Origin of the sequence: Myroides sp. C15-4 (genome assembly GCF_050522745.1) — a bacterium.
Lineage (GTDB): Bacteria > Bacteroidota > Bacteroidia > Flavobacteriales > Flavobacteriaceae > Flavobacterium.
In genome coordinates this window covers 40,021-55,389 of sequence record NZ_JBMVQX010000005.1, presented here as the reverse complement: position 1 = coordinate 55,389, position 15,369 = coordinate 40,021, and the positions used below count along the sequence as shown (strand labels likewise).

The following is a 15,369-nucleotide window of genomic DNA, read 5'->3' as shown; positions in this document are numbered from 1 at the left end:
TTTCTTTTGTCATTCTCAACCCGAAAAATATGATTTACTTTGCGATGATGAAAATTGTATCCGACAAAACTAAGCAATTCCTTGTACTTCTACTTAAGATAATCGTCGTAAGTAGTGCATTTTATTATATCTATAACAAACTGTCTACTGACAATACTATAGATCTAGTCTTACTCAAGACAGTTTTTGTTGATCCGCAACACAGGTGGTCCTTACTTGCTTTACTCTTTTTGACTTTTTCCAATCGATTCATCGAGATTTTAAAGTGGCAAAATTTAGCTTCGTTGATTCAGCCCATCAGTGTAGGACAGGCAACCAAACAAGTACTCAGTGCGTTAACCCTGGGAATTTTCACTCCGAATGGCATTGGAGAATATGCGGGTAAAGCCCTGTATTTTGCCAAGAAAGATACAGGAAAGGTAATTTTTCTCAATATGTTGTGCAACGGAGTACAAGTCATTTATGCCATTTTATTTGGTTTACTTGGCTTAACAATTCTCAACTACACCCATCAATTTATTCCCCCTTACTACCTGTGGATACTCTATGGCATAGCCTTGACAATCCTTCTATTGCTCTTTTCATTACGCCATTTGAGCATCAAGGGGTATTCGATGCATACTGTAATTCAGATGCTTCAAGAGATTCCCAAAAATAAGCACCGAAAAAACCTTTTTCTCGCCCTATTGCGCTATGCTTCTTTTACCCATCAGTATGTCATTCTATACTATTTGTTTGGTGTAGATATCCCTTACTTTGATTTACTATGTGCCGTATCCGCTATTTACCTTTTAGCCTCGTCTTTACCTAATTTTCAGTTCTTAGAATTTGCAGTAAAAGGAAGTATTGCTATGTTTATCTTTACGGCTTTGGATGTCAATCAATGGGTGGTGGCTTTAGTGGCAACGTTGATCTGGCTATTAAATATTGTTTTACCTATTTCGATTGGTAGCTACTTTGTTTTGACCTTCAAAGTCAAAAAATAAGTTATAGTTTTTTACATTTGTTACACATTGACTTGTAAAAGAAAATGGATTGTTAGAGTCAACCTATAGCAGGAATGTACACCCTTTTCCCATCTCACCTTTCCAATCTCCATTCCCACTTACTGTTTGTGTAAAACCAAAGGCAATACGAATTGGCTCGTTACGGGAACCCCTCTTTTCATCGCAGGTGAAAGGTTTCGAAGTGTCTTGCTCTTTTCTTGTAGGAGACTATCTACACTTTTCAAATGTTGTTTGAGGCTATCATTCAATTGATATAAAACCAAAGAAACTTGTGCATCGGGTTGTATGGTCACGAGTATATTGAGGGTATCGATATGGGCAAATGTTCCACGAAGCGTATCTACACGAAAATTGGCTTCGAGTTCTTCTCTAATGTAGGCAAAGAAGCACTCTTTTCGCGATTCTTCATCAAAAATAGAATCACAACTTACTACACTTGGATAGAGATCCACCTTGGTCCAATCAATTTTATTTAACTCTTCCTCAAGCAATTGCTGTTCATTGGGAAGTCGAGCGGACATCCACTGACAAGAAGTGAATAAAACGGGAAAAAAGAAAACTATCCAGCTCGGTTTCATGAAACAATATTGTTGTAAATTTAGTTAATCAAAAATACAAAAAAAAAGAGATGGAGTATTTCTTATTGATATTAGGTATATTACTATTAATTGGGGGGATAATTGGCAGTGTATTACCTGCTCTACCAGGACCTCCTGTCAGCTGGCTGGGCATCTTGTGTTTGTCTTTTATCGATGGTATTGAGCTAAGTAGTCTTGCCCTTTGGGGTAGTTTACTGGTTACGGTGATCATCTCGGTACTAGATTATGTCATTCCTGCCCAAGGGACCAAGCGATTTGGGGGTAGTAAATACGGCGTTTGGGGAACGAATATTGGACTGGTCATCGGGCTAATTGCACCTATCCCCTTAGGTTTTATTATAGGCCCTTTTCTCGGTGCTTTGATTGGTGAACTCATCTTTGACAGTCGCGATGTTTCTCGTGCCTTAAAAGCTGCTATTGGTTCGTTTATAGGCTTTTTAGCTTCTACCTTTTTAAAAGTAGTTTTCGGTTTTGTTTTTCTGATTTGGGGCATTATCCTTATCGTTCAGAAATTTTCTACTTATGCCCTAATTTGATCTACCAATTAAAGGTTTATTGACAAATGTAAGCCCAATTCCGATCAAAATAATACATCCACCGACAATCATTTGCGGTGAAATAGCTTCATCCAAGAAATACCACGCTAACAAGGCTGCAACCAATGCTTGGCTCAACAAGCTGAGTGATACTCTTGTTGCACGCATATGTTGCGTCGCATAGCTAATAAGCAACCAAGCTAATAGCTGACAAACAATTCCCTGTACAACCAAAGTCATCCATCCTTCAGCAGAAAAACCAGTAAAGGCAGATCCCATCACTAGATTCAAAAAGGCTAAAAAAATTGTCGATACGAGAATACTATACGACATAAAGGGAACCACACCTACTTGCCCAAGAACTTTCTTACTCATCAAAATATAAGTTGCATAAAGCAATCCAGATAGGATACTAAATAGAAAGGGGATATCGAAAGATAGCTTAACAAATACTTCTACACCAACGAGCGTCACCATACCGATTAAGGCGAGTACAGTTCCAATCCAAAAATTAACAGAGGGTTTGATTTGCAAGAAGAAATAGCTTCCTATTCCCACCCATACAGGAGCTAAATTTCCCAATAAGGTAGCCTGTGTAGCAGTTGATCCTTGGATAGCAATATTCCAAACACCAATATCCAATCCAAAGCACATCCCACACAAAACAATTAAGCCCATCGTCTTGCGATCATATAATTTGAGCTGTTTGGTAAATAGCGCATAGGGAACAATAAACAGAGCCGCTATAGCCATGCGATAAAAGGCAGAAATTAAGCCCGGAACAAGAGCCATCTTGACCAAAACTGGAAAAATAGAAATACACAAAATCCCGATAAACAAGGCTATTCTCGGTTTTGACCCCATTATGTTTTACTTTTAATTTGCGCTGCAAAATACGCCGTTTTTTTGGTTAGCGGTTATTTTACAAGTAAAATAACCGCTAACCACTTTCTACCAATAAAAAAAGTCCCTACTGTTGGGTAGAGACTTTTTTTTATTTATAACGATTGTTATTCTAAAATAGGATTAACTGTTAATTGATCCATGGTAAAATAAAGTGCCGTATTCGCGTATCCTGCGTCATTTTTATCTGTTGACTCTAAGAAGAACAACAAGTATTTCACTTCACCTAATGAAGATAAATCTACAGTATTCCACTCTTTGCTAATAGTACTTACACCACTTCTGAAATCAACTAAATAATGCGTTACTGGCTCTGCAGCAGTTAATTTCTTGTCAGCACCAACACCATATACTTTAAGTGCAAAATGATCTCCTGTTTCAAATTTTGTAGCAAAATCATCACCTTCTGTAATTCCGTAGAAAGACCAAGGGCTTAGGGCTACAGCTGTACTGATCGCTTTGTATTTCGCTTTGCTATCTAACGTTACTACAGCGCTGTAGTCTTCAATTTTTATCTCCGTTCCAGCTTGTAATCCACCTACTGGTTGTTGATCTGCATAAGCAACTAAGAATGGTGTACCTTTTCCTGCTACTCCGCCTTCAGCCATAGAACCCCATTGGTTTTTAACCCATCCACCATCCGTAGCAGCATGGTTTTCACTATCTTCACTATTTGACACTGTAAATCCAGACCAATACTTGCCGTCTACTGCATTGTGGTTGAATGTGTACACTTTGGATTGGAATACCGTATCTTTTGTAAAGGTTTCTTGCCAAATAGCACCACCTGCTGTTTCGATTCCTTCACTTAAATCAAAAGAAGAAAGATCTAAACGGATATAATCATAGTCAAAAGACTTTGAAACATCTACCAAATACGTGTATAATTCTACTCTACTTCCTTTCTCAATTTTCAATGAGATTTTGTGCTCACCTGGTGTAGTAAACGCATGTTTTAAAACCGCTTCTTTAGAAATTCGCGCATTTGTTTTATAATCAAACCAAGTATAGTTAGCTCCTTCAACAGTGATTCCTGAATCTACTGTAATTTCTTCAAAAGTAACTGCCGTTAGCTTTCCTTTATCAACATTTACATTATATACGCTACTATCATCATTTGAACAGCTCGTTAGTGTAATGGTTGATACGCTTAGTCCTAAAACTAATAAGGCACTAAGTCTAAATAGTTTTTTTTTCATATTTATTTATTTAAGTGTTCTAATTTTTGTTCTCTATATGTAAATCAATAGCTCCTCCTACTTCGGTTGATGTTTCACCTAACCAACCCGCTTCTTGATTTAGTCCTGTATACACTTTGATAAAATCTATTCCCGGAAGGTTGACTTTATTTCCATTCTGATCTACAGCCCAATCGATATCAATGGTCGATCCTTCTTGTCGATTCGGATAGTTATCTGCATAGCCCCAAGCAAAGGGTTTTAACTGCCATCCACTCTCTGTTTCATCTTCATTTATCGCATTAGTTGGCAATAGTGTTCCTTCAAATCGCAAAACCTCCGTTTTGACCCATTGTGGATAATAACTTTGATGGTGGAATTTATTTTTCTTTTTCCAACCGTTATTCCCTAGGTTATCCTCCCATCGAATGTATTGTTCAATCTCTTCTTGACTATCGTCCAGTGCTTTAGCAGGCTTGTAATATACGATCTTATACTTGGCTTTCACCCTTCCTTTTTCATGCTCACTTCCTGCAATTTCAAACCATTCGTCCACATCGGGAATACCATTTTTATTTGCGTCATACGCCACTAAAATCACGCCTGGTTCTGCGTTATTGGCAAATGCATTACCCAATATTCTAAAATCTCGCTTTCCCGGAACATTGGCAATGGTATGATCAAAACCAAAAACCACATAACCTCCAAACCCTCCTAATGTAATGACTGTATTATTTTGTAAAGCTTTTTCTGCTTTAATTCTCATGCTTTCAACTGTATCTCCTTCTTCATATAGCGGGAGTTTATTAACAAACTGTCCAAATGCTGGTGCATACTCCAATACCTTGGTTACATTCGATTTATACTCTTTCGGATCTTTCTCCTCTATTGTATTATCGCTTGAACAACTAATCGTGGTACTGAATGCAATACTTACTAGCAACGCTATTCCACTATTTCTTTTCACACGTTTCATTTTCCCTTGCTCTTGTTATCTCTTCTCATTTCTATTGCACTTTTTAGATTATTTTTCTTAATAAATGCAAAGTGTGCTGGGACATTACCCGCCATTACCTTCCATTTTAACACTCCTTTAGCAGATAAACAGTAAATATAACCATTTCCAATATAATCTTGTGCATCTGTTAAGAAAATTTCTTTTGTTTCAGGATTTACCGTAATTCCATAAGGCATTAACAGCTGCTCTTCTGTACCATCTGTGCTTATCGAAGTTCGAATTATTTGTTTTGTATTGGTATTTAAAAGTCCATAAGAAATTGTACTATTTCCTGTATCAGTTTGATAGCTAGAAGTATAATAGTATAAAACATCCTCGTCAATCGTCATATTAGACACAGGAATAGCTAGTTTTTGTTTTACTTCATCCACTTTTGAATCAATCACATACAAACTAGGAAGAATCTCTTTGTAATTACCTCTTGCACTGACATAGACATCTCCATTCGCATCCACTTGCATGCGGTGTAAATTCGGTGCGACTTCTATTTTCTTTAGCTCAGTAAAGGTGGTTAAATCAATTACAGACACCGTTGTATCATAGTTTGGCTCTCGATAACCTCCCGAATTCGCTACATATAATTTATTGCGATAGGTTACCATTTCCTCTGGTTGATAGCCTACATTAACCTTTCGCGTAACCGCAAGCGACAGTGTATCTATTTCGGCAACAAAGCCAATTTCTGCATTGGGATTGATTTCTATCTTTCCCGAAAAAGAACTCACATATACTTTACCTTGATCAAAGGCCAAATAGCGACAATTAGGAACGTGAATTTGCTTGAGGTGTTTCCCTGTTTCTACATCGAAAACTTCTACAAAATTCGAGGCATTAATTGTAGCATACGCTTTTTTACCATAAATTTTAAGATCATTCCCTACATCTCCTAGTTCTTTTGGAAGTGTTGGATTGCGTTCTGAAAAAATATCACGGGTATAGATTCCTGTTTCATAATCAAACCAATCAATCGTTGCGCGATTCATTCCCATATTTCCTTCATTCAACAAATAGAAACCCTGATACGCCTCTAACTGAACAGGTATAGACACAACTGAACTATCCGACACAAAGATCAATTCCTCTTTTCGGCAACTGCTACAAAGCAAGCTAAGTCCTAGTAGTAAAAAAATATATATTCTCATCTCATTAAATAGCTACGCGCATGGATACTCGAAAATTTCTTCCTGGCATGGGAAAATTAGTCACAACCTCATAGTACTGATTGGCTAAATTATTTGCTTCTACGCGAAAAAGTAGCTGCCAATCCCGCCACTTCATTTGTTTTTGTAGGCCTAAATCGTGCGTATACCACGGTTGTAATTCATTTCGTTTGTCGTTATTCTTATTGCCATTATAGCGTTTTCCTACATAGATAAAACTGTAATTCAGACTCCAATCACGATAATCGATCCCAACAATAGACGATCCTGAATGCCAAGGGGCATAGGGAATTTGATCGCCATAGTAGGAGGGTTTACCACCTGGTAGTACACTGAGGTCTCGCGCAATGGTATATCCATATGTCAGCCCAATCTGAGCAGTCACTCCAGAGACAGGCTCCCACATCGTTTTGACTTGTGCTTCTAGCCCATAATTTTCTACCTTACCTAGATTAGACATCATCCAACGCATCATACTCGATGTAGGCGAAGCAATAATCTTATCTGTTACGTTGGCGTAATACCCATCCACTGCAAGATTCACTTCTTTTAGAAAAGAAAAAGCGAGGACCTGCTGATAAGAAAAGCCGACATTGACCTGACGAACGTATTCTGGTTTTACATGTGCCGCCCCCAATTGGGTGTAATACAGATCGTTAAAGGATGGAAGTCGATAAGTATGTTTGTAAAAGGTATGTAGGATGAATTCGCGATGCTGCCAAGGCTGATAGCTAATAAATATAGAGGGAGTCACGAAAGAACGATCAGGCGCTTGCACATTGTATCTTACTTTTTCTTTGGTAAAACTCCCGAGTACTGTTGCCTGCGCTTTAAAAGCACCTTGGGTTACCGTTGTGGATAAAGCAGTATAAACCGCATAGCGCTCGGGATCTGAAAAAGGAGATCCCTGCCCTAATCGAGTGGCTCTTAATTTGGTATACTGACCATCGGTTGCCAAAGCTACCTTCCAGTAAGGCGTGAGTGTAATAGCATGAACAGCAGACAAATACCAATCTTGTTGGTGAAACGTATTGTCAAATTGGGGATTATAGGTTACTTCTTCTCCTTCAAAATCAACGGTTTTCCTCGAGGTATAGTGCAATTGATCATAGGCGAATTTTCCTTTGACAACAAACTGATAAGCTGGTGATACCCACCGCGTCCACTCGCCTTGCATCAGTAAGTTTTTATCCCCTTGCTGTTCCTTTGGGCGTTCTGTATCTAGTGTGATGTCACTTTTCTTGATAACCGCACTAGGAAGTCCCCGTTGTGATTGGTAGTAAGAGATCATCGCCTGCCATGTATTGATCTCATCTTTACCGAACCAATTGTTTTCAATACGATAGGATTCAATACCGCTATTCTTTCGATAGCTTGTTAAATCATAGGCTACCGACCCATCGAGATTCAATCGCTTTTGTCTGAATTTATACACGCCATTTGAATAGAGATAAGCCGCCTGAATACTTGTACTGACCTTATCATTCACTTTTAACTCAACTCCTGCAGACGGATTTACCCATTGAATGGAACCTAAGGTATACTTTATATAGGCATTTGATTTTTTCTTTTCAGCAAATACAGGTCGTTTGGTTTGAATATAGACCGCAGATGCCGATGCATATTCACGTGCTGACTGAAGTGCCGTCGTACGCTGCCCGTTATACAAGGTGATTTGCTCTACATTATCTAGGGAAAACTTACCCAAATCGACAATTCCATTTTGCGCATTGCCCATTTGTATGCCGTTGTAATATACCCCAACATGATGGGTTCCCATATGACGAACATCAACGGTTTTCATGCCACCCATGCCACCGTAATCCTTAACCTGTACTCCAGCAAAATAACGCAGGGCATCCGCTACATTATACTGTTGCAAACGCTGTAAAGATTCACCAGCTAAGGTTTTGGGAGGAATAATATCTAGGGGAATTTCTCTTTGGACGACAATTTCTTTCAATGCCGTAATACTATCCATGGGTTGTTGAGCAAACCCCGAATAAAAACAGACACTTCCTAAGCATCCGAGTAGAACAGAAAGCGGTGATATATGCATACTTCTAACCCTTTTACCAGCCTACTTATACGCCTATCCCCTTTTCCTTGTCAAACAAGCAAAAGGGTTCTACTGCGTTTATTGTTTTGGCATCGAAAACATGAAACAAATCCTAAAATGGCAGGTATTCTGACTTACTCTTAACAAGCGTCCTTCCCATTATACAACAGTGGACAACTAGGCTTGTTAAACCAATGAGCTTACAGCAGCGGGCCTGTTGGAGATTTTCACTCCATTCCCTTTTGATTATCTCTTCAGATAAACCATTTTATTCTTAGTGCAAATATAGATAAAAGTTGACAGTGAACAGTGAGTAGACTCACCACTTACCACTCACCACTTACCACTCACCACTTACCACTCACCACTTACCATTTCCAATACGATATAAAAACAAAAAAGCTCTCCGTAAATTTCAGGAAAGCTTTTCATTGGTCTAACTACTAAACCTAGTGCTTGCGCACTTAACAACACAACTAAATTTTACAATCTAATAATCAGTGATTATTAGAGGGCAAAAAAAGCCTCCCACGAAATGAGAGGCTTCTTTTTTACTGGCGGTCTGGACGGGACTCGAACCCGCGACCCCATGCGTGACAGGCATGTATTCTAACCAACTGAACTACCAAACCAGTATTAACCATAAAATCATTACAGCGACAAAGATAGACTTTTTTTAAAAACTACAAAGAAATTTATTCTTTTCTTCGTCTTTTTCGCTGACTCAAGATTACTCTTAAGTTTTGCGGTCTGGACGGGACTCGAACCCGCGACCCCATGCGTGACAGGCATGTATTCTAACCAACTGAACTACCAAACCTTGTCTTTATTGCTGTAATGCGGTGCAAATATACGACCATTTTCTACACTTCCAAATCTACGGGTAAAAAAAAATAAACTTTTTTTCATCAAATCCAGCACACACCTGAGTTTCAGTAATCTAAAAGGTAAAAAAAAATCAACTTTTTTTTCGCCTTTTAGCATCATTTTGATTTTACATCTACTTTCTTTCCTCTTAATGATCCACAATTCTATCTAAACACCTCCTTTTACTCCTTCTTTTTGCTCTTCCTCATCTCCATTTTATTCTTTTTTCCTTCTTTTTTTGGGTTGAGATCAAGAAAAAAGTTGGAAATAGATCAAAAAAAAAACAGAGGTAAGTTGATTTACCCCTGTTTTTTTATCATTTTAATCCTTCGATTGCTCCTTATAAAGCCTCGTTAATTAAATCTTCGTATGTTTTTTTAGGAGCTACTCCTACTTGACGACCTACAACTTCTCCGTTTTTAAATACTAATACGGTAGGAATGTTGCGGATTCCGTATTTTGATGCAAATTCTTGGTTGTTGTCTACATCAACTTTTCCCACTACTGCTTTTCCTTCGAAATCTGAGCTTAATTCAGATACAACTGGAGCTAACATCTTACATGGTCCACACCATACTGCCCAAAAATCTACTAAAACGGGTTTGTCTGATTTTAATACTACTTCTTCAAAGGTAGCGTCTGTTATTTCTAATGCCATGGTAATACTTTTTTTACGTTATAAGACAAAACTACTAAAATAATTATACTTACCTCATCCTTTTTAATCAATTTTATCTATTTGAGCATTTACAAAGCTAATTCCTGTACCTTCTATATTCTGCCTTTCTAAATGCACAGGATATTTAGCTTCCCTATAGATCACCTTATATATAAAGAACAAGTCATATACAGATAATAAACAACAAGATGTTCAACGTATGCATGTGTTTTTTCCTATTTTTACAAAAAAACATGCCTGACGATTTAAAAATACTGCAAGACTTACTGCTCCAGCGATTGGATGTAACATGTACCAACTATGAAAAAGATCCCGAATGTGAAGAATATACGGGATATACTTGCACCCTAGCTTCGCGGGTTGTTATCTACCGAAAAGCCAAAATAACGCCAAAGAAAATTGGACAATTTGTAACCGTTTGGAAACGCAATGAAGCGGGAATTACAGCGCCATTTAACCTCACGGACACGTTTGATTTTTACCTTATCCTAACCGAAGATCAAGATCAATTGGGATGTTTTATTTTTCCTAAATCCGCTTTGGTAGCACAAGGTATCATCTCAACGCCAAAAAGGAATGGTAAGCGAGGATTTCGCGTCTATCCGTCTTGGGTTACTCCAACCAATAAACAAGCGTTAAAAACACAACAAGAACAACGGCCTTATTTCCTCTCACTTCATGACTGGAATCAACAAACCTTGGCACTTGCTCAATCTATCTTTCACCTAAAATAAAAAAAAATAAAAAAACGCCTTGCTTTATTGAAGCAAGGCGTTTTTTTATAAGCAATCAAGTCAAATTAATTCAATTTAAACATGACTTGTTGACGTTCTAATTCTTCTAGAAGATCCGCACTAATTGTAATGCGACTATTTCGACTCGACATCTCAATGCGATTGACGATTCTGTATTCTTCTTTCTTCTCTTCGAGATCAAATGACAATGCATCCTCTCCCATCATCTCTTCTCCTAACTCCCCATCATCATTTATTGGCATATTGAGCATAGGTCTTGGTTTTATTTCATCTTCTAGCTCCACTTTTTCCAACTCATAAATATCAAAGAAAACCTGTTTATCTCCATTGTATTTATCTAATGTTGCCTTGATTTCATTCAATTTACTCTCACTCAAATCTTTCACATTCAATTGCACGACTAGCTGTTTGGCAAAAGAAGGAATGACTTCGTGCAATAGTTTCATTTCCATGAACTGCAAGCGCGGCTCGCCTCGTTCTCCTGTGTCTTTTCTGATCCAACCTTCGTTTACTTGTACGCGTACAAATACAAAGGTATTGGTCAACAGAAAATGCCTAAATTTCAAGAAGTCTTCATTGAACAAGCGAAACTCAAATGATTCATCATAACCTTCAATGGTAAAAGCAGCCCAATCTTTTCCCTTTGCCGAGGTTCTAAACTGTACATCGCTAATCATCCCTCCAAAACTCACAACACGACCAGTAAAGTTTTCTAGACGCGCCAGTTCCTCTACGCGTACATTGCAAAAACTCTTCAATTCAAAGCGGAAATCATCCAGTGGGTGTCCTGAAATATAGATTCCTACGACTTCTTTCTCTTTGGCTAGTTTTTCCATTGTACTCCATTCTTCACAAGCAGGTAATAACGGTTCTGGTATTTGTACTTCACTGCTATCTCCAAACAAACTTACTTGAGCTGAATTTTCGCTTTCTTGTGTTTTCGCTCCATATTTAATCGCCTTTTCCAAGAAGGTATTGGGATCCGTAGGATCGGTATAAAAATATTGCGCACGATGTGTATTTTCAAAACAGTCGAAACCGCCAGCTAAAGCCAAGTTTTCAAAAGCTTTTTTATTTGCAGCACGCAGGTCAATTTTCTTCGCTAAATCGAAAATCGAGCGATAACGACTAGTGGCGCGGTTATCGACAATGGTCTTTACAGCTCCTTGTCCAACACCTTTTACAGCTCCCATTCCAAATCGAATCGCATATTCATCATTTACCGTAAATTTGTAAAACGACTCATTGACATCAGGTCCTAATACGTGTAATCCCATGCGCTTACACTCCTCCATAAAGAAGGTCACTTGTTTGATGTCATTCATATTATTAGAGAGTACAGCTGCCATATACTCCGCAGGATAATGCGCTTTCAGATAGGCCGTTTGATAGGCAATCCACGCATAACAAGTCGAGTGTGATTTATTAAAGGCATAGGATGCAAACGCTTCCCAGTCTTTCCAAATCTTTTCTAACACCACTGGATCATGCCCTTTTTGTGCGGCTTGATCCACAAACTTAGGTTTCATCTTATCCAAGACATCCTTTTGTTTTTTACCCATAGCCTTACGCAAAACGTCGGCTTCCCCCTTGGTGAATCCCGCTAGTTTTTGTGACAACAACATCACCTGCTCTTGGTATACTGTAATTCCATAGGTTTCTTGTAGGTATTCCTCACAAGCATCTAAATCGTAAACAATCGGTTCCTCTCCATTTTTACGGCGAATAAATGATGGTATATACTCCAATGGTCCAGGACGATACAAGGCATTCATCGCGATCAAATCCGCAAAAACAGTAGGTCTTAGTTCTCGCATGTATTTCTGCATTCCCGCCGACTCATATTGGAACACCCCGATGGTTTCCCCTCGTTGGAAGAGTTCGTATGTCTTTTCGTCATCAATTGGAATTAAATCTGGGTCGATATCAATTCCCGTTCTATATTTAACCAACTTAATGGTGTCTTTAATCAAGGTCAAGGTCTTTAACCCTAAGAAGTCCATCTTCAGCAAACCTGCACTCTCCGCAACGGAGTTGTCAAACTGGGTCACGTATAAGTCCGAGTCTTTTGCAACAGTTACAGGAACGAATTTGGTAATATCGTCTGGGGTAATAATAACCCCACAGGCGTGAATTCCCGTATTTCGCATGGAACCTTCTAATATTTTGGCCTGTTGAATCGTCTCAGCTGCTAGTGAATCTTCTTTAGCCAAGGCAATCAATTCTTTTACCTTATCAAATTCCTCACTGCGCAATACGCCTTTAATTGCATCTTCTCCTTCAGATAAGAAACGAGCTAAGTTCCATTTAGAAGGCATCATACCCGGAATGAGTTTTGCAATTCGATCGGCTTCAAAAAGCGGTAAATCTAATACACGAGCTGTATCTCGAATAGCTGATTTCGTCGCCATCTTACCATACGTAATAATTTGAGCCACTTGATTGGATCCGTATTTATCGATTACATAATCCATTACCTTACTGCGTCCTTCATCATCGAAGTCAATATCAATATCGGGCATGGATACACGATCTGGGTTCAAGAACCGCTCAAAAAGCAAGTCGTACTCAATCGGATCTAAATTGGTAATTCCCAAGCAGTACGCTACAGCAGATCCTGCAGCGGATCCACGACCAGGTCCTACAGAGACTCCCATTTGACGAGCAGCTGCGATGAAGTCTTGTACAATTAAGAAATATCCTGGATATCCCGTACGCTCAATAGTAGCCAACTCAAAATCCAAGCGTTCGCGTATTGCTTCGGTTACCTCTGGATATCTGCGTTTTGCCCCTTCATAGGTCAGGTATTTTAAATAGTTATTTTCCCCTCGTTTCCCAGAGCCATCCCCTTCTAAATCACGTGCATCTTGAAACTCTTCTGGAATGTCGAATTTAGGAAGTAGTACATCGCGATGTAAAACAAATGGTTCTACTTTATCGACGATCTCTTGTATGTTGTAAATTGCTTCAGGTACATCCTCAAACAATTTTTTCATTTCTTCTTCTGACTTGAAATAGTACTCTTGATTGGGTAATCCATAGCGATATCCTCTACCTCTACCAATCGGTGTACTTTGTTTTTCTCCATCCTTTACGCACAGTAAAATATCGTGCGCATTGGCGTCTTTTTTATCAAGATAGTAAGCGTTATTGGTGGCTACCATTTTGATGTTGTGCTTGCGAGCCAATTCAATCAACACTTGATTGACGCGATTCTCGTCTTCTTGACCGTGACGCATGAGCTCAACATATAGATCTTCACCAAACTGCTCTTTCCACCAAATCAAGGCTTCTTCTGCTTGACGTTCCCCCACATTTAGGATCTTACCTGGAATCTCACCAAATAAGTTTCCAGTCAACACCATAACATCTTCTTTATACTGCTCCACCACACTTTTATCGATACGGGGCACATAATAAAATCCATTTGTATAAGCGATCGAAGCCATCTTCGCTAAATTGTGGTAGCCATTTTTATTTTTTGCCAAGAGTACCACTTGGTATCCATTGTCTTTTTTGGTGCGATCGAGGTGATTTTCGTTGACAAAAAACTCACAACCTACAATAGGTGTAAGCAAAGGCAAGGGTTGCTCTCCATTTGTCAAACGCTCTTTATTTTGCGCTTCGATTCCCTTGTTGTGGTTATTGACTGCCATTACAAAGTGGAAGGCTCCCATCATATTTCCGTGATCCGTCATCGCAATAGCTGAGAGATTCATCTCACCCGCTTTTTTAACTAAATTGGGAATTCCAATGGTGGATTGTAAGACAGAAAACTGGGTATGTACGTGTAAATGGGCAAATTTTGCTTGTTGAAATTTCAAGCGCTCTTCGGAAGATATTTTTTCCGTTGCACTACCTTGTAATTTCGCTAGACGTGCTCTGATTTCATCCGAAGCTTTCTTTAGGTTGATGTGTTTTAACCCAACCGGTTGAAAGGGCTGTGGATTAAAATCCGTATAGCGTTGAACGTAGGTATCATCACATTGCAGTTCTTCTTTAGAGAAAGTTCCACGTTTAATCAACTCTAGAAAACAACGCGTGGTTGCCTCTACGTCAGCGGTTGCATTGTGTGCCTCTGCAAAAGCGTCTCCAAACAAATAGGTATGCAATTCTGTAAGTGTAGGCAATTTATAGCGTCCTCCACGTCCTCCAGGTAGTTTCAGCATTTCCGCTGTAACTTCGGTACACGTATCTAATACAGACATCTTGGTTAGGATACTATCCACGCCCATACGATAGAACTCACATCCCATAATATTGACGTCGAAGCCAATATTTTGTCCAACTATAAAACGAGCTTTAGACAAGGCAATATTGAATTTAGCCAAGGCTTCTTCCAGATCGATACCTTGCTCTTCTGCTAATTCTGTAGAAATTCCGTGAATACGTTCAGAATCATAAGGAATATTGTATCCTTTTGGTTTAATCAGATAATCTTGATGTTCAACAAGGCGCCCCATATCATCGTGTAACTGCCATGCGATTTGCACACAACGCGGCCAGTTATCAGTATCCGTTAAAGGAGCAGACCAACTCTTCGGAAGCCCAGTGGTTTCCGTATCAAAAATTAAATACATACTTGATTTATAGCTTATTAACCCAAAA

11 protein-coding genes, 2 tRNA genes and 1 riboswitch are annotated in these 15,369 nt (G+C 38.9%); of the genes, 3 read left to right on the top strand and 10 right to left on the bottom strand.

Annotation, left to right across the window (positions count from 1 at the left end; all coding sequences use genetic code 11):
* The first annotated feature begins 47 nt into the window (after positions 1-47).
* Entirely contained in the window at positions 48-986 is a 939-nt protein-coding gene (locus tag ACPDHL_RS03680) for a hypothetical protein (protein ID WP_430531546.1), read from the top strand.
* 119 nt (positions 987-1,105) lie between these two features.
* Here the strand turns inward: ACPDHL_RS03680 and ACPDHL_RS03675 are convergent, their stop codons facing one another.
* Complete coding sequence (locus ACPDHL_RS03675; RefSeq protein WP_430531451.1) at positions 1,106-1,585, bottom strand: hypothetical protein; 480 nt, start codon at positions 1,583-1,585, stop codon at positions 1,106-1,108.
* 50 nt (positions 1,586-1,635) lie between these two features.
* Here ACPDHL_RS03675 and ACPDHL_RS03670 point away from each other — a divergent pair, with 50 nt between their 5' ends.
* A complete protein-coding gene (locus ACPDHL_RS03670) occupies positions 1,636-2,142 on the top strand; it encodes a DUF456 domain-containing protein (RefSeq protein ID WP_430531450.1) in 507 nt (168 codons plus the stop codon).
* Here the strand turns inward: ACPDHL_RS03670 and ACPDHL_RS03665 are convergent.
* From ACPDHL_RS03665 to trxA, 8 genes are all read right to left on the bottom strand, one after another.
* Positions 2,134-3,006: a DMT family transporter gene (locus ACPDHL_RS03665; RefSeq protein ID WP_430531449.1), complete on the bottom strand. Its 873-nt coding sequence runs from the start codon at positions 3,004-3,006 to the stop codon at positions 2,134-2,136. The genes ACPDHL_RS03670 and ACPDHL_RS03665 overlap by 9 nt on opposite strands.
* Before the next feature lie 146 nt (positions 3,007-3,152).
* Complete coding sequence (locus ACPDHL_RS03660; protein WP_430531448.1) at positions 3,153-4,244, bottom strand: DUF4465 domain-containing protein; 1,092 nt, start codon at positions 4,242-4,244, stop codon at positions 3,153-3,155.
* A gap of 19 nt (positions 4,245-4,263) precedes the next feature.
* Positions 4,264-5,199, bottom strand: coding sequence for a PKD domain-containing protein (locus ACPDHL_RS03655; protein WP_430531447.1), 936 nt, complete (start codon positions 5,197-5,199; stop codon positions 4,264-4,266).
* On the bottom strand, positions 5,196-6,383 hold the full coding sequence (locus ACPDHL_RS03650) for a YncE family protein (RefSeq protein WP_430531446.1): 1,188 nt from the start codon (positions 6,381-6,383) through the stop codon (positions 5,196-5,198). Before ACPDHL_RS03650 ends, ACPDHL_RS03655 begins: the two co-directional genes overlap by 4 nt.
* A 4-nt stretch (positions 6,384-6,387) precedes the next feature.
* Positions 6,388-8,460 carry a TonB-dependent receptor gene (locus ACPDHL_RS03645; RefSeq protein ID WP_430531445.1) on the bottom strand — a complete coding sequence of 691 codons (2,073 nt, stop codon included), beginning with the start codon at positions 8,458-8,460 and terminating at the stop codon, positions 6,388-6,390.
* A 102-nt stretch (positions 8,461-8,562) separates the two neighbouring features.
* Positions 8,563-8,743: riboswitch (cobalamin riboswitch) on the bottom strand.
* 272 nt (positions 8,744-9,015) lie between these two features.
* Positions 9,016-9,092 (bottom strand) — tRNA-Asp (locus tag ACPDHL_RS03640).
* A gap of 114 nt (positions 9,093-9,206) precedes the next feature.
* Positions 9,207-9,280: transfer RNA gene (locus ACPDHL_RS03635), tRNA-Asp, on the bottom strand.
* A 387-nt stretch (positions 9,281-9,667) separates the two neighbouring features.
* Positions 9,668-9,985, bottom strand: a complete 318-nt coding sequence (gene trxA / locus ACPDHL_RS03630; protein ID WP_430531444.1) for a thioredoxin — start codon at positions 9,983-9,985, stop codon at positions 9,668-9,670.
* A 254-nt stretch (positions 9,986-10,239) separates the two neighbouring features.
* Here trxA and ACPDHL_RS03625 point away from each other — a divergent pair, with 254 nt between their 5' ends.
* On the top strand, positions 10,240-10,740 hold the full coding sequence (locus ACPDHL_RS03625; protein ID WP_430531443.1) for a MepB family protein: 501 nt from the start codon (positions 10,240-10,242) through the stop codon (positions 10,738-10,740).
* Between the two features lie 65 nt (positions 10,741-10,805).
* On the opposite strand, the gene dnaE is transcribed toward ACPDHL_RS03625, so the two are convergent.
* A complete protein-coding gene (gene dnaE, locus ACPDHL_RS03620) occupies positions 10,806-15,341 on the bottom strand; it encodes a DNA polymerase III subunit alpha (protein ID WP_430531442.1) in 4,536 nt (1,511 codons plus the stop codon).
* Positions 15,342-15,369 lie beyond the last annotated feature (28 nt).